The sequence below is a fragment of the Peribacillus loiseleuriae genome (assembly GCF_001183985.1).
Taxonomy (GTDB): Bacteria; Bacillota; Bacilli; order Bacillales; family DSM-1321; genus Peribacillus; species Peribacillus loiseleuriae.
The window spans coordinates 4934228-4953470 of sequence record NZ_LFZW01000001.1; the positions used below are offsets into that span (position 1 = coordinate 4934228).

The following is a 19243-nucleotide window of genomic DNA, read 5'->3' on the forward strand; positions in this document are numbered from 1 at the left end:
ACATGAAAATACGATTTGGCTTTGTCTCCATTGCAACACGTTTGTGGGAAGCTTCACCTGCAAAGACAGTGACTTTTAAAAGGTATTGTCAGTTAGGAAAAGAGAACGGCATGCAAAAACTGCTGGAAATCACAAAACAGAATATTGCTAATACAAAACGTGTTCTCTATTACAATACAGCCCATCAGATTGAATTATACCGGATGTCCAGTTCTATCGTTCCACTAGCAACCCATCCTGATGTAAATTGGGATTTTGTAACACCCTTTAAAGATGAGTGGAAAGAGCTAGGTGATTGGGTTAAAACCAATCACTTACGAATCAGCTTCCACCCTAATCAATTCACTCTTTTCACTAGTCCAAAACCGCAAATCACACTGAATGCTGTAAAGGATATGGAGTTTCATTTTAAAATGCTTGAAGCTATGGGTGTTCAAAAGCAAGCTGTTATTAATATTCATGTTGGCGGTGCTTATGGGGATAAAGAGAGTGCGACCTTTCGCTTTCACGAGAATTTACGCTCTCTTCCTCAGATTGTGAAACAGCAAATGACACTAGAAAATGATGACAAAACATATACAACTGATGAGACGTTAGCCATTTGTCAGAAAGAAAGAATTCCAATGGTATTTGATTATCATCACCATATGGTCAACATCGGAGTAAAGGCGTTTCAGGATTTACTTCCCGCCATGTTTTCAACATGGGAGCATACACAATTAGTACCGAAAATCCATATTTCCTCGCCTAAGTCAGAGAAAGAATTCCGTTCCCATTCCGATTTTGTCAACCTTGACTTTATCATGCCCCTTCTTCAAGCACTTAAAGAATATCAGCATGATGTCGATTTCATGATTGAAGCGAAAATGAAAGACCAAGCCATGTTACAGCTGATTAACGATGTAGCAAAAATCCGTGGCGTAAAACGAATCAGCGGTGGAACAGTGGAGTGGAAATAGGAAAGATAAAGAAGGATTGATTAATTATTGGAACGTTTGCTAGCTAGCCCCACTAAATGTGAAAAGAGGATGGCACTGGGCCATCCTCTTACTTTTTTCTTTACATTTTCTCTGGTGCAGATACGCCAATCAAGGCAAGTGCGTTTTTCAGTGTAATTTTCACAGATTTAACAAGTGCTAGACGCGCTTTACTGCGGTCAGTATGCTCAACATCCAATACTTTGTCTGCGTTGTAGAAGCTGTGGAATACAGAAGCTAAGTCAAAGATGTAATTCGTCATCCGATGCGGCATCCGTTTATCAGCTGCTTCAGCAATGGCTTGAGGGAATTCACCAAGCTTTTTCAAAAGCTCAACCTCTTTTTCTGTCGAAAGTAGCGAGAAATCAGCTGATTCGTCTAGGCTGATTCCTTGCTCTTCTCCTTGACGCAAAATGCTCGAAATACGTGCATGTGCATATTGTGCATAATAAACAGGATTGTCATTGGATTGGGAAACGGCTAAATCCAAGTCAAAGTCCATATGTGTATCCGCACTTCTCATAGCAAAGAAATAACGTGTTGCATCAAGACCTACTTCATCGATCAAGTCACGCATCGTTACCGCTTTCCCAGTTCGCTTACTCATTTTCATTTTCTCGCCATCTTTATATAAATGGACAAGCTGAATAATTTCTACTTCTAACTGGTCTCGACGGTAGCCTAACGCTTCAATCGCCGCTTTCATGCGGGGAATATATCCGTGATGATCTGCTCCCCAAACATTAATCAGCTGCTCAAAGCCACGTTCTAGCTTGTCGCGGTGATATGCAATATCTGGTGTTAAGTATGTGTAAGAACCATCCTGCTTAATCAGGACGCGGTTTTTATCGTCTCCTAGATCTGTTGAACGGAACCATGTGGCTCCACCTTCTTCGTAGATATGACCTCTTTCTTTCAACGCAGCAAGACCTTCATCTATTTTACCGTTTTTATACAAAGACGTTTCAGAATACCATACATCAAAGCGAACACGGAAATTTTCTAAGTCCGTTTTTAACTTTTCCATTTCATATTTCAAGCCGTAGTCACGGAAAAATTCAAAACGCGTGCTTTCATCCACTGTTACGTACTGATCACCAAACTCTTCAGCAAGCTTTTTGCCGATTCCAATAATATCTGCTCCATGATATCCATCTTGTGGCATTTCTTTTTCAAGACCTAGGGCTTGGAAATAGCGTGCCTCTACAGACAACGCAAGGTTGTTAATTTGATTACCGGCATCATTGATATAATATTCACGCGAAACATCATACCCAGCTTTTGATAGGATATTACATAAAGTATCTCCTACTGCCGCTCCACGTGCATGTCCTAAATGAAGGTCACCCGTCGGATTAGCAGAAACAAACTCTACCTGAACCTTTTGTTTTTGACCAAATTCACTTTCACCATACGAATCTTCGGCCTTTAAAATGACTGGAATTAACTCAGTCAAATATTGATTATTCATGTAAAAATTGATAAAACCGGGTCCAGCAATTTCAATCTTTTCAATCGAAGCTTTATTACGGTCGAAGTTTTCAATTAAACCTTCCGCTATTGCACGGGGTGCTTTTTTCGCTACACGGGCAAGCTGCATCGCCATATTTGTAGAATAATCGCCATGTGTTTTATCTTTCGGAAGCTCTAATACGACATTCGGAATTTCCTCTTCAGTAGCTAGCCCTGCTTTTATTACAGCATCTTTTATTTCTTGCTTTAGTTTTTCTTGAACTTGCTGCACGATATTCATTGATTATGCTTCCTCCTTATATGTTAATGTCAGTTCGTATTGACCTGGCTCTGCGCCTTGCATCTGCATTCGATAAGAAATATCAAAACGGCCTTCCTTCGTCATGTCATTCCATTGATGATGAGCGGACTTCGTTTTCGTAAGTAGGGGCAACATGCCATACATGCTTTCGTAATGGCCATTTGTCGTTTCTCCTTCACGGAAAAGCTGACGCATCTTAACCGCTCCATTCCGTAGAAGCAGTATTTCATTATCTTTATTTTTAACTGTTGTCTGAATTTTTCCTGCTTCACTTTCCTCAGCATATTGTAAATAGAACGAAGAGTTTTTTTGAAATTTTGTCCCAAAAGTTATCAACTCATACGCCTCGGATTCAGAGCCGACAGTAATTTTTGTTTTAAGTGTCACTTTCACAGATTGTTTTTCCAGATCTTGAAGTGCCAATTTTCTACACATCCTTCAGTACCTAATAACTTTTTAAGTATAAATACTCTTTCGAAAAGATTCAACCTACATCAGAGTTAATATGGCTTTAAAACGCCACAATCTAGTTTAGCTTGCATTTTAATTAGTACCTATTTCAAGTTAACGAAGCCTCGTCTCCTTTTTCCTTCATACATAAAGTCAGCTATCAGACAGTGAGTATGACGGAACGATCCATAGATATCACTTTTTTTCAATTTTACACTTCAAATTAAAAGAGGATGACAAAATTGTCATCCTCTACGATTATTTTACCCAACCTAGAATCATTTCGCGAATAAGTTTACTTGCCGTGTTCGCTGTTTGCTCAGAAGGATCATAGATAGGTGCTACTTCTACTAAATCGCAGCCTACCACTTGTAGCTCTGAATGGGCAATCTCATGAATCGATGCCAACAACTCTTTAGCTGTTATCCCTCCACAATCTACTGTACCCGTTCCTGGTGCGTGCGCTGGATCAAGAACATCTATGTCAATTGTGACATAAACTGGACGACCAACAAGCTCAGGCAACACCTTCTTTAATGGCTCCAATACCTCGAACGGAGCAATTTTCATGCCATTTTCTTTTGCCCATTGAAATTCCTCTTTTAACCCGGAGCGAATTCCGAAAGAGTACACATTACTTGGACCAATCAATTCAGCCGATTTACGGATAATGGTTGCATGTGAAAGTGGCTCACCTTCATAGTCCTCGCGTAGATCGGTATGCGCATCCATATGAATGATCGCCATATCTGGATATTTCTTGTGCATTGCCTTAATAATTGGCCATGTTACAAGATGTTCTCCGCCCATTCCAATTGGAACCTTGCCATCTTGGAGCACTTTATCAACAAACTCTTCAATCATCGCAACGCTACGTTCTGGATTACCGAAAGGCAATGGAATATCACCGGCATCGAAAAATTTTACATCTTCTAATTCACGGTCTAAATATAAGCTGTATTCTTCAAGTCCAATAGATACTTCACGTATACGCGTCGGGCCAAATCGTGAACCAGGGCGAAAGCTTACGGTCCAATCCATCGGCATGCCGTAGAGCACAGCTTTGGACTCTTCGTAATTTGGGTGACTCTTTATAAAAACATTTCCTGAATAAGCTTCATCAAAACGCATAGCTGTGCCTCCATTTTTCTTATTACTTTATTAAATCTTGAACGAATTTAGGTAGAACAAACGCTGCTTTGTGAAGTTCTTTTGTATAGTATTTTGTTTCGATTTCATGGAAGCGGTCTTCTGACACTTCAAGTGGGTTATATTTTTTAGAACCGATTGTAAATGCCCATAGTCCACTCGGATAAGTAGGAATGTTTGCTACATACAAATCCGTAATTGGGAAAATTTCTTTCACATCACGTTGAACATCGCGAATTAAATCTGCTTTAAACCATGGATTGTCCGATTGCGCGACGAAGATTCCATCTTCTTTTAAAGCTTTTGAAATACCTGCGTAAAATCCTTTTGTAAACAAGTTTACAGCCGGTCCTACAGGTTCTGTAGAGTCCACCATAATTACATCGTATTCATTTTCACTTTGGGCGATATGCATAAAGCCGTCTCCAACTTGAACATCTACACGTGGGTCATCGAGCATCCCAGCAATGCTTGGTAAGAATTTTTTAGAATACTCAATAACCTTTCCATCGATATCAACAAGTGTCGCTTTCTTCACGCTTGGGTGCTTCAATATTTCACGGATAACGCCGCCGTCTCCTCCGCCTACTACTAATACATTCTCTGGGTTAGGATGCGTAAATAATGGAATATGAGCCACCATTTCATGATACACAAACTCGTCACGTTCAGACGTCATGACCATATCATCAAGTAAAAGCATATTGCCCCATTCTTCCGTTTCAATCATATCAAGCTTTTGAAATTCTGTTTGTTCTGTATGTAGTGTACGATTTACTTTCATCGTAATGCCAAAATTCTCCGTTTGTTTCTCAGTAAACCAAATGCTCATGTATTTTGCTCCCCTTCTCTGCTTCCTAGATATAGACGTAAAAACGTCATTTCATTTCTTTCATCATACCCGTGACCATCGGAAGCTAATCAATTCTAAAAAGCTATACAAGTGAAAGCCCTTCATGGCACAGGATTGCGGACGGAATTTTTAATGATTTGCTAGAAAAAAGTATAGACCAATCTAGCAGAAATGCAAGCGGAATTTCTATTTTAGCCTTTGAGCATGTTTAAATTGTGCTGTTTTTTTTCATACTGTTACATAGAGGAAATTTCTGCAATTAAAAATTGAGGAGGTGCAACTATTGGAACTTATTACAGGGCAACGCTTTAAACAAACGCGGAAGTATATCCGGGCGGTTATTATAATTTCTGCGATGGCTTTTCTTTTGCTATTATTATTTCTTTCTTCCATATTGATCTATGCGAAAATCCTCGGGCCACCACCGATTGCAGTTCCCCAGTCTACCATTTATTACAGTGACAATAACCGGGTAATCGGCGAAAGCAGTCATGGACAGAAACGATATTGGGAGGGGCTTTTGGGCATCTCTCCTGATTTAATCAACGCAACAATCGCTGTCGAGGACCGACAATTCTATTCCCATCATGGCTTCGATCTTAAACGGATTGCTGGTGCAGTAGTTGCTGATATTCGCGCCATGTCCAAAGTCCAAGGAGCAAGCACCATCACACAGCAATATGCCCGAAGTTTATTCCTAGAAAATGACAAAACATGGAGCCGTAAATTAAACGAAGCATTTTATACAATCCGCCTCGAATTGAATTATTCAAAAGAAGAAATTCTTGAAGGCTATCTGAACACAATCTACTATGGTCATGGTGCATATGGTGTCGAAGCCGCGAGCCAATATTATTTTGGTAAAAATGCAAAGGATTTATCGCTAGCGGAGGCAAGTATGCTTGCTGGCATTCCAAAAGGACCAACACTCTATTCACCTTTAGAAAACTTTGATCGAGCTAAAAAAAGACAACAGATTATTCTTGCATCAATGACTAAAATGGAATTTATTACCAATAAACAAGCGAACAAAGCAAATAGTAGCCCTCTCTTACTCAAAGGCAAGCATCTAATTGTTCAAACACAAATGGCTCCATATTTTCAGGATGCTGTAAAACAGGCTTTAAAATCACAGCTGCAGCTTGATGAACGGACAATTGAGCTTGGTGGATTGCGTGTGTATACGACCTTAAATGAGCGCCAACAGCAAATCGCAGAAAAAGCATTTTCTACCACAATCCGTGCAGATTCCACCATTCAGGGTGCACTTGTCGCGATGAATCCAGAAACGGGTGCAGTACAGGCACTTGTTGGGGGTAGAGATTATCAGACTTCTCCCTTTAATAGAGCGACTCAAGCAGTCCGGCAACCTGGCTCCACAATTAAACCTTTACTATATTATGCAGCCTTAGAAAATGGTTATACACCGTCAACCATGTTGAAAAGCGAAAAGACAACATTTAAATATAATCATGATCAAACGACCTACTCGCCGAGTAACTATAATCACCAATATGCCAATGATGAGATTACACTTGCCCAAGCGATTGCTCTTTCCGATAATATTTTTGCTGTGAAGACCCTCTTTTATCTCGGCTTGGATTCCTTTATTCATACCATCCATCGCTTCGGTATCACGTCCGATATGAAAAGCGTTCCTTCGCTTGCTCTTGGTACATCTGGGATAAAAGCGATTGAAATGGTGAACGCCTACAGCATTTTGGCAAACGGCGGAAAAATGGTAACACCTATTTTTATTAAAAAAGTGGAAAATGCCAAAGGAGAGGTTATTTTTGAACAACAGGACGTTGCTGAACAAGTGCTTGATCCCGATCGGACCTTTGTCATGACCCAAATGTTATCGGGTGTATTCGATGAAAAATTGAATGGGTATACGAAAGTGACGGGCAATTCAGTTCGTTCCAAGCTGACACGCCCTTACGCCGGGAAGTCTGGCAGTACGAGTACAGATAGCTGGATGATCGGCTATACGCCACAGCTCGTGTCAGGAGTCTGGATTGGCTATGATAAAGAAAATAAGCTTGAGAAGCCTGCTGAGAAAGGCTACTCCAAACAAATCTGGGCAGATTTCATGGAGAATAGCTTAAGCAATCAGCCTGTGCAAGAATTCAAAGAAACCAATCAGGTCACAGGCGTCTATATTGACCCGAAAAGTGGCAAGCTTTCCACTTCTGATTGCCCGGTCGCCCGATTAACATACTTTGTGTCAGGCACAGAGCCCACAGAATTCTGCCCAAGTCACAGTAAAGACGAAGAACAGTTAGAAGAATCTGTGCCATTGGAAGAGAAAAAATCATGGTATAAACGAGTCTTGAGATTTTGGGAATAAGCAAACAAAACCTTAAATGGTGTTAGAACGCTACCAGTTACTGTGAAGGATCTATCATTATGCGCTACACTTGCCTAATCAAAATGGTGGCGGTGCGGAGCCAGAATTCTGGAGACTTTCTCAATTATATAAGGATGCCTGCTAAGATTGGCTATATTAATAAGTCGCGTAGCCCTCCCCATGTCCTTCATACAAAAAACCTCGAAGCCAAAAACGGCATCGAGGTTTTTCGTGTCCTAGCTATAGTGGTTTTACCCAGTTTTAGTTTACCTATTTTTTTCAATTTCGACAAGGGCCAGAGTCGTTTTAAAAAGAGATCGACTAAATTTCTTCCGCACGAAGCCCTTGTTTTAATTGTACAGACGAATGTTCCCACATTTCAGCATTATGGCTTTTCAAAAAGTCCGCTAAAATTCCTTTTGACTTTTCATCCATATGTTCGACAATGATATGCCGCTTCATCGATTTATCCATATGGTTCACATGCTCTGGCAGAGATTTATATCCTCGGCGAATAGAGCGGTCCACCGTCATTTCACATGCTGTAACACCAGCATATAAAGGGCCCTTCTGAGTTGTTTCAACTGTCACCCAGACGAGCCAGTATGGCTTGCCGTTCGGAACCTCTTCTTTTGTTTTCAAAAATTTAATTCCTCGCTCTACCGTACTTCTCGCATGCATGGCCCCGATGTCCACTTCTGCTGTTCCTTCTTCTATGTCAATAATGACTGGAGAAATATTATCAAGCGTCATAACACCGGCGCCAAATCCTCCATGTCCTTCTGTCGGGTCATTTTTAATAATATTAAATCCTAACTTCTTCTTTGGTTGTTCTGTCATCTGGTTCATACCTCCTCATTTATACAGGATCTCTTTAAAAGAATAATAATGAAAAGAATTCGCTCATGCTCTGTACAACAAACGGAATGAGAGTCGTAAGAACGGGTGTAATCGTATAATTGCTCAATGGTGTAATCACCAAGATTAAAAAAATTAGTGCCCCGTAATTTTCATATTGCGCCATTTTCGCCCTCATGTCTGATGAAACGAGATCCTGAATAATCCGGTATCCATCAAGCGGCGGTAATGGAAGCAAGTTGAATACAAACAGGACGATATTTAAATAGATCAACATTTTCAAAAAGTCCACAACGTAAAATGGTACATTCGGTTCAAGTCCTGCAGCGTTCAATCCATATAAAACGAGGTAGCCAACCGTCGCTATCAAGAAATTGCTGAATGGTCCTGCAAAAGAAACGAGAACCCCAGCTAGACGCGGTTTTTTAAAATAAAATCGATTCACCGGAACTGGGCGCGCCCAACCGAAGCCGACAATGAGAATTAGTAATGTTCCCAAAGGGTCGATATGAGCAACAGGGTTTAATGTCAGCCTTCCCTCTTCCTTGGCGGTCGGATCTCCAAATTTATAGGCTACAAATGCGTGAGCAAATTCATGCACCGTAAATGCTATCAAGAGAGAGACAACGACATAGGGAATCTCTTCAAGTGGATATGCTAAAAATCGTTCCAAACTATTTTCCTCCATCGTTTAATACCCATTAGTATACAGCAAATTATCAAATATGAAAAAGAGTTAGATAAAGTGAAACTACGAACCCAATTAGTTGAAACTGTATCTCACCAATTGAGGATTTACAGCCTGTTAAACCGGGATAGCGGAATATGTATTAAACTCATTTCAGCTTAATGAACTTTTTATTTCTAAATTTTCTTGCAATTGTTATACCAATATGAAACACTAAAATCATAATGATTGGGGGTTAATGCTATGCCATATGTAACTGTAAAGATGCTAGAAGGACGCACTGAGGAGCAAAAGAAAGCTCTTGTAGAAAAAGTAACAATTGCTGTTTCAGAAACTACTGGAGCATCAACTGAGAGCGTAACGGTTTTCATCGAAGAAATGTCGAAAAACCATTACGCACAAAACGGTGTCCGCTTTAGTGATAAATAAGAAAATCGGGGGCATCAATTAACTTATGTCTTGATGCTAGTGCTACACATCAATAACTTTTAGAACGACTTCCTTATTACTAAAAAAGCTAAGCCTTAATTAAAGCTTAGCTTTTTCCTTTAATTTCTTAATATATTCATATGCCTCGTTCATTTCTTCATGCGTATATTTTTGCTTGCTTTTCAAAGTAAATACTTTCTCCATTACTTCATCTTTTTCCAGTGTATCAAAATAAAGCACGGTCGATACAAGCTCCAAGAAGCGTGCGTTTTGCTTGTTCATATCACAGAGGCAAGGTTCTAAAGTAGGCAGGTCCATTTCATGCATCGAAAGAAAATCTCTACCTGAATCTGTGATAGAGTAGCAATATTGATAATAGCCTGCTCTCTTTTCCCTTACTTCATTCAAATATCCCATTTCACATAATTCCTCAACTCGTAATGTTAGCTCTTCTGAATAAGGGCCATAAAAGTGAAATTGATATTTTTCTTGAAACGGAAATGTCAGCTTTTTGGCAATATAAATCATTTTTTGTAATTTTTTTCTTCCATTTATTTCACCTGCAGAAGAAATGGCATGAATAATCTTGGCATGATCCTTAAACAAGGCTCATCACTCCTCATTCTAAATGTTCCTTTGCTGTATTCGTTATGACAATTCAAGCAGTTCACGGATTTGCCGCTTTACGTTCTTCTTCGTTGATTCATCGCGCAACAAATCGGCAGGGAAATATAATTTATGGTCCGTTCTTCTTTTACCGGAAATCGCATCAACAATTTCTGATTCACGGGACAACTCCCTGATTTCCCCATTATTTTTCAACAAGTGAATCGGCAAGCGTTCCTCCTCTTCACCCGGACGGTAAAAATCATAAGGCAGATCAGAAGAGGAATCAACGACAAGATAATACTCCGGATCAATGCCTGCTTTTTTAAATAAACGGTTTAACTCCATCAGTTTGTTCATTTGGTCATTGGATGGATGAAATTCGACATATTTAAATAGTTTACGATTCATAAAGCGAAGGCACAAATCTCGCAATATGACATCTTCTTCCGCTTCCCAAACCTGGAAATAATAAAGAATGACAGCTTCATCTAATTTCAGATAATCTTCTACTGTTACATTCCCATCGAATAGGGAACGGAAATGTACCGGTTCCTGTTTAAACGTATAGCCCCTAGCATATAAATGCTTCGCTCTATGTAGAATTTTCGTCAAAATGACTTCAGCACTTCGCGATACGGGGTGAAAGTAAACCTGCCAGTACATTTGATAACGACTCATAATATAATCTTCAACTGCATGCATCCCACTTTGTTTAATCACAACTTGATCTTCACGTGGTCGCATCACGCGCATAATCCTCTCCATATCAAAATGGCCGTAGCTAACTCCGGTAAAGTAAGCATCCCGTTGCAAATAATCCATCCGGTCCGCATCAATTTGGCTTGAAATCAGACTCACGACCAGCTTATCTTTATATGTCTTCGCGATAACATCCGAAACTTTCTTTGGAAAGTCTGGAGCAACTCTTCGTAGTACGGCATTCACTTCTGTACTCCCAAGAATAATCTCTCTCGTAAATTCCTCATGGTCTAGATCAAATACTTTCTCAAAGGAATGAGAAAACGGACCATGGCCTAAATCATGAAGCAAGGCAGCACATAAGGAAAGAAGCCTCTCCTCCTGGTTCCATTCAGACCTTCCTTCAAACACATCATCGACAATTCGACGCACAATTTCATACACACCAAGTGAGTGATTGAGGCGGCTGTGCTCTGCACCATGAAAGGTTAAGTAGGTTGTGCCAAGCTGTTTCACTCTGCGCAGTCTTTGAAACTCCTTTGTACTGATTAAATCCCAAATTGCCCTGTCCCGTACGTGTATATAGCGGTGAACGGGATCTTTAAATACTTTCTCTTCACTAAGCTTTTCACGGGAATACTTCATGGACTACCCTCTTTTTTTAAGTTATAAGATATTTTAAGTTTTTAACATGAATTTTAGTGTTTAGCGCAAGTGCTTTTGCTTTTTGATTCTATTATAGCTTGTCTGTTAAAAAAATCCTATATGTCCTACTTTGTCATGATAGCGAAAATATATAAAAATTGCACGAGTGCTTACGAATTACCATTTTTCCCTTTAAAGACTTTTTGTATAAAAAACTTCTATAAGCGTCTGCTCTAAAACTAAAACGAGGAAAAAGAAAAATGTACTTCGTTAACTGTTGGTATTTTACCTTGGTCCGTTTTCAGATTTCAAACGTACATTCAATGATAGTTTATCCAGATATTGAGTTTTACATAGAAGCAGACTCCGATCATCTTTATATTTCGGGGAAAAACTAGTATCCTTTTAAATTCGATGAATAAATACCCTAATCCTTGGTAATAATGATGCTTATAACAGGTAAGAATATTTAATCTTCGATGCAGTGTATTCATATGTTACCAATTTTACATGTTACCAGAAAGGAAGTAGATTAGGATGAAGATTCGTCAAGATGCTTGGACCGAAGAAGATGATTTGTTATTAGCTGAGACTGTCCTGCGGCATGTACGCGAAGGCAGTACACAATTGAATGCTTTTGAAGAAGTCGGTGATAAGTTAAATCGGACGTCTGCCGCTTGTGGGTTTCGTTGGAATGCAGTCGTTCGTCATACCTATGACAAAGCGCTGCAACTGGCAAAAAAACAACGAAAACAGCGGAATCGGATGTTAGGAAAAGAACAAGGGGGAAAAAAGCGTCTGCTTTATACACCACCAGCTCCTACGGCAGAAGCAATCGGGTTATCTGCTGAACCAGTAGAGATGATAGCTTCTGAAATATCCTTAGAACTATCAGAAGAAATAGCAGCCCCTGTGCGCACTAGGGAAATAGCAAAATCAAATTTACCTCTAACGCTAGACATGGTTATCTCATTTTTACAATCTATGGATGATTCAACGCTTCATGTTGAACTACTTCGAGCGGAAAATGAAAGACTAAAGCTTGAAATGAAAGAATTGAGGCAACGGAACGATGCCTTAGAAAATCAAATGAATTCACTTGAGCAAAATAGCGGGCTCATACAAGAAGACTACGAAACTTTAATGAATATCATGAACCGTGCTAGAAAACTCGTGCTTTTAGAAGAAGACGAGCGCCCTGCTACTAAATTCAAAATGGATCGTAACGGAAATTTGGAAAAAGTAGCTGAATAATTGACCATTTAAATAGATACGTATTTGTGGAAACGGTAGGCAACACACATTTATATTGTACGTGTAATCTAACTTAATAATTTTTAAAGTGGATGCAAAAAAAGGGACAGACCATACAACTACTTCATTCATTTCAGATGAAGATTTTATCACATACACTGTGTATAGGGTGTGAGGTCAAGCCTTTTTGCATCCTATTTTGTATGAAGGACATGGGGACGGGGCTTCGCGGCTTACTAATATAACCCATCTACTCAGCAGGTATACTGATTTTATTGAGAAATCATCCAAATTCTGGCTCCGCACCGCCACCATTGTGATTAAGCGAGTGTAGCGTGCTTAATAATATATCCTTCATGGTAAATGGTGACGTTTTAACGCCATATTCGTTTTGTATGAAGGACATGGGGACGGGGCTTCGCGGCTTACTAATATAACCCATCTACTTAGCAGGTATAATGATTTTATTGAGAAAGCATCCAAAATTCCGGCTCCGCACCGCCACCATTGTGATTAGGTGAGTGTAGCGTGCTTAATGATAGATCCTTCATGGTAAATGGTGACGTTTTAATGCCATATTTGTTTTGTACGTCACCCTTCATCTAGCTTGTCGTTTCGTTCTTTCACTCTCGTTAAATATCCTTCGTATATAGCTAACTCTTCTGGCTGAAGTTGTGAGGAGTAAATGCTTCCACTTGTTCGCTTTAAGGTTTGCAACAGACTCATCATCACGTCCTGAATGGTTAATGGAACATGTAATAGTTCCGATAATGATGCCATCACTTCTGGTTGAATATCAGGATAGGCAAACTTTGTGATCTCGTCTTTTTTTGCTTGAGCATAAAATCCACGAATAAGCTCTGCACGCTCAGAACCACTCCCATTTACACATAAGTAGATTTGAACAGCGACTCCATTACGAATCCGCCGCTGGGAAATACCCGCGAATTTTTTATCTTTTATACTAAGATCGTAGCTTCCAGGGCAATAAGATCCGATAATTTCTTTTGCTTCAATTTTCACACCATATTGGGAGAACATCATTCGAATCAAGTCAAGCATGGCATCATATCCACGATTAATTTCGATTCTTCGCTCGGTTTCTGGAAATACAAGCGACACATTTAGCACACCCTCATCAAGAACAACGGCAAGTCCTCCTGAATTCCTAACGATGACCCGATAACCCAAGGCATTTAAATACGATATTCCATTTTGAAGGAACGGGAGCCTTGTATCCTGAATTCCGAGTACAATCGTTTGATGATGCACCCATGTTCTAGCCACTGCTGAAGACCTTCCACTGCCGACGGAAGCACATAATGTATCGTCCATCGCAAATGACTGCAATGCATGAAAATTGGGGCCAAGTGAAGATTGGTCCATGATTCCCCACTCTGGCTGTATGATTAATGATTTTTTCTCACTCATATAGACGCTTCCTTTTTTATCATCATTTAAATCAATTATACCATTAGCTTACTGTTTTAAAAAAACATCCATGAGCATCTGATCCCAACCAAAGCGATGAAAAAGGTTCAGGTTCTCAAATTGCGTCACCTTATGAAGGTGGCGGTGCGGAGCTGGTTTTTTAAAAGCACCCGCACCTTTTCCACAGCAGACATGTAAAAACAGGGGTGCCCCAGCAAAAGGTCAGACCCTTATGTGACACCCCTGTTTTAAAGGACTAGCTATTATCGTTCTATTGCTTGACCTGCAGTAATCAAGGCCAGTTTATATACATCTTCTTCATTACATCCACGAGAAAGATCATTTACAGGACGATTCAAGCCTTGCAGAATCGGACCAACCGCTTCGAAATTACCAAGGCGTTGCGCAATTTTATACCCAATATTTCCCGCCTCAAGACTTGGGAATACAAAGACGTTCGCATCACCTTGAATTAAAGAATCAGGCGCTTTACTTTTCGCAACAGAAGGTACAAACGCAGCATCGAATTGGAATTCTCCATCAAGAATTAACGATGGGCTCAACTCTTGTGCAATTTTTACTGCTTCTGCAACTTTTTCTGTTTCTGGTGATACCGCTGATCCCTTTGTTGAGAAGCTAAGCATCGCAACACGCGGTTCTATATTAAACATTTGAGCTGTTTTTGCACTTTCAATCGCAATTTCTGCTAAGTCATTACTGTCTGGCGCAATATTGATAGCACAATCTGCAAACACATATTTTTCTTCATCGCGAACCATGATGAATACCCCAGAAGTCTTTTTAACACCTTGTTTTGTTTTAATAATTTGAAGAGCAGGTCGTACGGTATCAGCAGTTGAATGTACTGCACCACTAACAAGACCGTCTGCTTTATTCGTATGCACAAGCATTGTACCGAAGTAATTTTCATTCAATAGAATTTGACGTGCTTGCTCTTCCGTTGCTTTTCCTTTACGTGCCTCCACGAAAGATGCAACAAGCTCGTCCATCATCAAGTATTGAGCAGGATCATAGATTTCTACCGCTTCAAGTGAAACACCTAGGTTTTTGGCTGATTGCTGTATTTTTTCAATATCTCCAATCAAGATAGGAGTCAACAGCTTGTCTTCTGCCAAACGAGCAGCAGCTGTCAAGATTCGTTCATCCAAACCTTCTGGAAAAACTATTTTCAAATTGTGTCCTGAAATTTTTTCTTTTAATGTATCAAATAAATTACTCATGCTTTTTCCTCCTGTACGAAATGAACTGTATGAACCGACACTATTCCTAATGAATTACGGCTACAAACATTCATTTTTTATTTTTATATAATTAGCATACCCTGTTAGCCTGAAAAATTCTAGAAACAGGCTGTTTGAGACCGTTTACATTTATAAAAAATATTATTTCGAGATAGTATGCGTTATCATTCCACGAAAAAGCTTCCAAAAGAGGTGGAAGATAAAACGTCGTGGACATCATCATGATTATGAACAAAATTTGAACATAGCTTGCTAAACTCTGAAGTTTTGGGGTTTCAAAATTTGCTTTCATCTAAATTATGGTATAGTTGTATATATAAAAACATATAGGAGTGATACTCATGAGTGAAGCTGCACAAACCCTTGAGGGCTGGTATTGCCTGCATGATTTCCGCACGATCGATTGGGCATCTTGGAAATTAATCTCTAACGAAGAACGCCAAGAAGCAATCTCAGAATTCAATCGTTTAGTAGACAAGTGGAATACAACACAAAGTAATAATGAAGGCAGTCATGCGCTTTATACCGTTGTTGGTCAAAAGGCAGATTTCATGATGATGTTTGCACGCCCAACAATGGAAGAGCTTAACGCAATTGAATTGGAATTCAATAAATCGAAGCTCGCTGAATACACAAACCCTAGTTATTCTTACGTATCTGTTGTTGAACTAAGCAACTATCTTTCCGGTGAGTCGAACGAGGATCCGTACCAAAATCCTCATGTTCGTTCTCGTTTGTACCCTATCCTGCCTAAATCGAAGTATGCTTGCTTCTATCCAATGGACAAGCGCCGCGCTGGGAATGACAATTGGTATATGCTTTCTATGGAAGAACGCAAAGGCCTAATGCGTTCCCACGGTTTGATTGGCCGCAGTTATGCAGGAAAGGTGAAACAAGTCATCTCCGGTTCTGTCGGTTTTGATGATTTCGAATGGGGCGTTACTTTATTCTCAGACGATGTACTGCAATTCAAAAAACTTGTTTATGAAATGCGTTTTGACGAAGTGAGTGCCCGCTATGGCGAATTCGGTTCTTTCTTTGTTGGAAACATCCTTCCTGAAGAAGATATTTCTACATTTTTATCTATCTAACAAATAAGGGCGACTTAGAGGGGACTGACTTCCACACAAATATCTGTGTCTGGACTAACAAACAGCCATTTCGCTACTAGATAAGAGAGTGTGGAGAATGTCCCAAAAGGGTCTGGCCTCATACGCTATATAACCCGTTTATTGTGTTAATTACACATCATATAAACGATATATAGAAATGTGGGCCAGACCCTTTCATTATAAGACGTATATTTTAATTAAATTAGCTCTTTTTTTGCATTCCCCACCACCACAACGACCCAAACTTTTTGTCATAAACCCACCACCCTCACCGTACACATGAAATAGTGATGATGCAATTTTCACGTAAAAATTCCCCTATTAACCAATACATCTAGATTGATTAGTAAAAGCAGCTATAGAGAGGTGATTAGGTTGGCAGTCATCAGTCATAATGAAGCAGATGTAAAACTTTTAGCCCGCCTGATGCGGGCCGAGGCTGAGGGTGAAGGAACGCAAGGAATGCTTTTAGTTGGAAATGTGGGCGTAAATCGGGTGAGAGCCGAATGTCTTGATTTTAAAAATATTTCAAATATGAATAAGATGGTTTTTCAGAATCCAGGGGGCTTCGAGGCCAGTCAAAAAGGGTATTTCTATCAACGGGCTCGTCAATCAGAAATTGACCTTGCTAGAAAAGTAATTAAGGGAAACCGCTACCATCCAGCACGAAATTCGTTATGGTTTTTTAAACCCTCTGGAGCTTGCCCATCACAATGGTATAACCAAAACAATACTGGACGTTTCAAGTCACACTGCTTCTTCCAGCCAACACAAGAGAATTGCCCTAGCGTGTACAGTACGTATTAAAAAAATGGCTACGGAGGTTGTCTGTTTACACCGATTCCTTATGTCTTCATCGGCATAGCCCACTTCCTCTAGCCAAAGAAAGTAAGATGTATCTACGAATTTTCGAATCCGTATTTTTCATAATAAGCAAGAAGACAGCGCGAAAAGGGCTGGAATTTATTATTCCTAAACGTTCATTGACGAGTCACTCCGTATTTCAAAAAGCATGTACTTAGTTTCATGTCTAATTTCAGATATTTGGAGGGTAAATGATGAATCAGCCTACAAATCAAAATCAATTTGGAAATTATCCGTTTCCACAAGGCTATCCACCGCCATATGGAAACGCTAATCCGGCTCAAAGTCCGACTGGATATCAACAACCCGGCCCGTATCAGCCTACTCAAATACCTTTACAAGTACCAATTCCACCAAGCATGCCGGCCGGCGGTCCACAGGTTCCAGGAATGCTGCCAGTTGAAGAATCTTATATTGAGAATATCCTAAGGCTTAATAAAGGAAAATTAGTTACCATCTATACAACCTTTGAGAATAACCGAGAGTGGAATGCGAAAATTTTCAAAGGTATTATAGAAGCTGCCGGGCGTGACCATATCATAATCAGTGATCCACAAACAGGACTTCGATACTTAATACCAATGGTTTATTTAGATTACGTCACTTTTGAAGAAGAAATTGAATATGAATATCCATTCGGTTCAGGTCAGGTGAATATGGCGTCCTATCCACCTAGATAAGAAAATAACAAGGCTTAAGTGACTCGAAAGCATGGGCGCTTCAGCTACACGCTACATTCATTAAAAAGGGATATACTTTCTCTTTCATAACGAACAAGAGGCTGTTTCAAGATTCATTCCTTGTGACGGCCTCTTAGTATTTGTTTATAAATATTTCACGGTTGCAACGACTAGCAACACCCACGCTGCAAGGAAAGCAACTCCTCCTAGAGGGGTAATCGCACCAAGAACTTTAATTCCCGATACACTCAATACATATAAACTTCCTGAGAATAAAATGATACCAGCAAACATGAGCCATCCTGACCAGTTCATAATTGGACTAGATACTCTTCCAAGAAGAACTCCGATAATCAGTAAGCCTATGGCATGAAACATTTGATAGTGAACACCGGTTTGCCATACAGCTAGGTATTTATCAGAGATCTTTCCCTCTAACCCATGGGCACCGAAAGCACCGAGGGCCACAGCTACAAAAGCATTAATCGCTCCTAAAATAATAAATAATTTCATCCTCAACACCTCTTTTTTTTAAAAATCAAATAGGGAATCTCCATTGGCATCAGCCATTTTAACAGGTTTCGTTTGTGATACGGATGAAACAATCGGGATTTGCTGTTGAATCGGCTGGTTGAATACCGCTGTCGTCTGAACTGGAACATGGCTCGTACTTAAATGTGTTGTCGCTCCTTCCTTTCCGTCATTCAGAACATCACATAATGCTTGAATCGCCAGCATATATCCACTTAATACTGCTTTAGATTCTGCATGCTTTGCTTTTGCAACCAGTTCACCCATTTTATCTAATATTTTCCCAGATGAAACTTCCATCTTCTCACCTCTTTACTTGAGGCTGACTCCTAACAAAAATGGTCAGACCCTAAATCTACTCTATATCGTTTATAAACGTGTAAGTGATAAAATAAACAGGTGTATAGAGTGTAAGGTCAGACTCTTTTGAGACAGCCTCTGCTGTTGCTTAGCATATCAAAAAACGAGCATCAGTTCAAAGTTTGCTTTTTACTGGTTTGCAAGCAGGTTTCGGTGTAAATTTCATACAAGCTTCACCGGATGAGCGGAGTACTTCTAATGATGGAAGATTGGCACTTTTAAAGGAAAAAGATCTGCATCCTCGTGGAAACTGGGGGTCCCATGTCAC

Annotated in this window: 19 protein-coding genes; 7 read left to right on the plus strand and 12 right to left on the minus strand. The window is 39.8% G+C overall.

From position 1 onward, the window contains the following. Window positions 1-2 precede the first annotated feature (2 nt). Entirely contained in the window at window positions 3-959 is a 957-nt protein-coding gene (uvsE, locus tag AC625_RS22720) for a UV DNA damage repair endonuclease UvsE (protein ID WP_049683345.1), read from the plus strand. Between the two features lie 100 nt (window positions 960-1059). Here the strand turns inward: uvsE and argS are convergent, their stop codons facing one another. The 4 genes from argS to speE form a co-directional block, all read right to left on the minus strand. Next, complete coding sequence (argS, locus tag AC625_RS22725; RefSeq protein ID WP_049683346.1) at window positions 1060-2730, minus strand: arginine--tRNA ligase; 1671 nt, start codon at window positions 2728-2730, stop codon at window positions 1060-1062. Window positions 2731-2733: 3 nt separating this feature from the next. Continuing rightward, complete coding sequence (locus tag AC625_RS22730) at window positions 2734-3174, minus strand: YwiB family protein (protein WP_049683347.1); 441 nt, start codon at window positions 3172-3174, stop codon at window positions 2734-2736. Between the two features lie 285 nt (window positions 3175-3459). Then, entirely contained in the window at window positions 3460-4332 is an 873-nt protein-coding gene (gene speB, locus AC625_RS22735) for an agmatinase (RefSeq protein WP_049683348.1), read from the minus strand. A 22-nt stretch (window positions 4333-4354) separates the two neighbouring features. After that, the gene (speE, locus tag AC625_RS22740) at window positions 4355-5182 is read right to left on the minus strand and encodes a spermidine synthase (protein WP_049683349.1); all 828 of its coding nucleotides are present in this window, start codon (window positions 5180-5182) and stop codon (window positions 4355-4357) included. 304 nt (window positions 5183-5486) lie between these two features. On the opposite strand from speE, the gene AC625_RS22745 reads away from it, so the two are divergent. Then, complete coding sequence (locus tag AC625_RS22745; protein ID WP_049683350.1) at window positions 5487-7553, plus strand: transglycosylase domain-containing protein; 2067 nt, start codon at window positions 5487-5489, stop codon at window positions 7551-7553. A gap of 321 nt (window positions 7554-7874) precedes the next feature. Here the strand turns inward: AC625_RS22745 and AC625_RS22750 are convergent, their stop codons facing one another. Both AC625_RS22750 and AC625_RS22755 read right to left on the minus strand, forming a co-directional pair. Beyond that, window positions 7875-8393 (minus strand): YwhD family protein, encoded by a 519-nt coding sequence (locus AC625_RS22750; protein ID WP_049683351.1) that lies wholly within the window; start codon window positions 8391-8393, stop codon window positions 7875-7877. A 34-nt stretch (window positions 8394-8427) separates the two neighbouring features. Beyond that, complete coding sequence (locus tag AC625_RS22755; protein ID WP_049683352.1) at window positions 8428-9084, minus strand: site-2 protease family protein; 657 nt, start codon at window positions 9082-9084, stop codon at window positions 8428-8430. Between the two features lie 258 nt (window positions 9085-9342). Here AC625_RS22755 and AC625_RS22760 point away from each other — a divergent pair, with 258 nt between their 5' ends. Further along, window positions 9343-9528 carry a 2-hydroxymuconate tautomerase gene (locus AC625_RS22760; protein ID WP_049683353.1) on the plus strand — a complete coding sequence of 62 codons (186 nt, stop codon included), beginning with the start codon at window positions 9343-9345 and terminating at the stop codon, window positions 9526-9528. 99 nt (window positions 9529-9627) lie between these two features. Here AC625_RS22760 and AC625_RS22765 read toward each other — a convergent pair whose 3' ends face one another. Further along, on the minus strand, window positions 9628-10134 hold the full coding sequence (locus AC625_RS22765; protein WP_049683354.1) for a YwgA family protein: 507 nt from the start codon (window positions 10132-10134) through the stop codon (window positions 9628-9630). 42 nt (window positions 10135-10176) lie between these two features. Next, entirely contained in the window at window positions 10177-11481 is a 1305-nt protein-coding gene (locus tag AC625_RS22770) for an HD domain-containing protein (protein ID WP_049683355.1), read from the minus strand. A 537-nt stretch (window positions 11482-12018) separates the two neighbouring features. Here AC625_RS22770 and AC625_RS22775 point away from each other — a divergent pair. Further along, the gene (locus AC625_RS22775; RefSeq protein ID WP_049683356.1) at window positions 12019-12735 is read left to right on the plus strand and encodes an RsfA family transcriptional regulator; all 717 of its coding nucleotides are present in this window, start codon (window positions 12019-12021) and stop codon (window positions 12733-12735) included. A gap of 591 nt (window positions 12736-13326) precedes the next feature. On the opposite strand, the gene lipL is transcribed toward AC625_RS22775, so the two are convergent. Together lipL and pta are read right to left on the minus strand one after the other, a co-directional pair. Continuing rightward, on the minus strand, window positions 13327-14166 hold the full coding sequence (lipL, locus tag AC625_RS22780; RefSeq protein WP_049683357.1) for an octanoyl-[GcvH]:protein N-octanoyltransferase: 840 nt from the start codon (window positions 14164-14166) through the stop codon (window positions 13327-13329). A 263-nt stretch (window positions 14167-14429) separates the two neighbouring features. Continuing rightward, window positions 14430-15407: a phosphate acetyltransferase gene (gene pta, locus AC625_RS22785; RefSeq protein ID WP_049683358.1), complete on the minus strand. Its 978-nt coding sequence runs from the start codon at window positions 15405-15407 to the stop codon at window positions 14430-14432. Window positions 15408-15769: 362 nt separating this feature from the next. Here pta and hemQ point away from each other — a divergent pair, with 362 nt between their 5' ends. The 3 genes from hemQ to gerQ all read left to right on the plus strand — a co-directional run bounded on the left by hemQ (window position 15770) and on the right by gerQ (window position 18084). Continuing rightward, window positions 15770-16519 (plus strand): hydrogen peroxide-dependent heme synthase, encoded by a 750-nt coding sequence (gene hemQ / locus AC625_RS22790; RefSeq protein ID WP_049683359.1) that lies wholly within the window; start codon window positions 15770-15772, stop codon window positions 16517-16519. A 396-nt stretch (window positions 16520-16915) separates the two neighbouring features. Then, window positions 16916-17347 (plus strand): cell wall hydrolase, encoded by a 432-nt coding sequence (locus AC625_RS22795; protein WP_049683360.1) that lies wholly within the window; start codon window positions 16916-16918, stop codon window positions 17345-17347. 251 nt (window positions 17348-17598) lie between these two features. Further along, the gene (gene gerQ / locus AC625_RS22800) at window positions 17599-18084 is read left to right on the plus strand and encodes a spore coat protein GerQ (protein WP_082191214.1); all 486 of its coding nucleotides are present in this window, start codon (window positions 17599-17601) and stop codon (window positions 18082-18084) included. Between the two features lie 144 nt (window positions 18085-18228). Here the strand turns inward: gerQ and AC625_RS22805 are convergent, their stop codons facing one another. After that, entirely contained in the window at window positions 18229-18597 is a 369-nt protein-coding gene (locus tag AC625_RS22805; protein ID WP_049683362.1) for a DUF423 domain-containing protein, read from the minus strand. Window positions 18598-18615: 18 nt separating this feature from the next. Further along, the gene (locus tag AC625_RS22810; protein WP_049683363.1) at window positions 18616-18915 is read right to left on the minus strand and encodes a YwdI family protein; all 300 of its coding nucleotides are present in this window, start codon (window positions 18913-18915) and stop codon (window positions 18616-18618) included. Window positions 18916-19243: the final 328 nt, after the last annotated feature.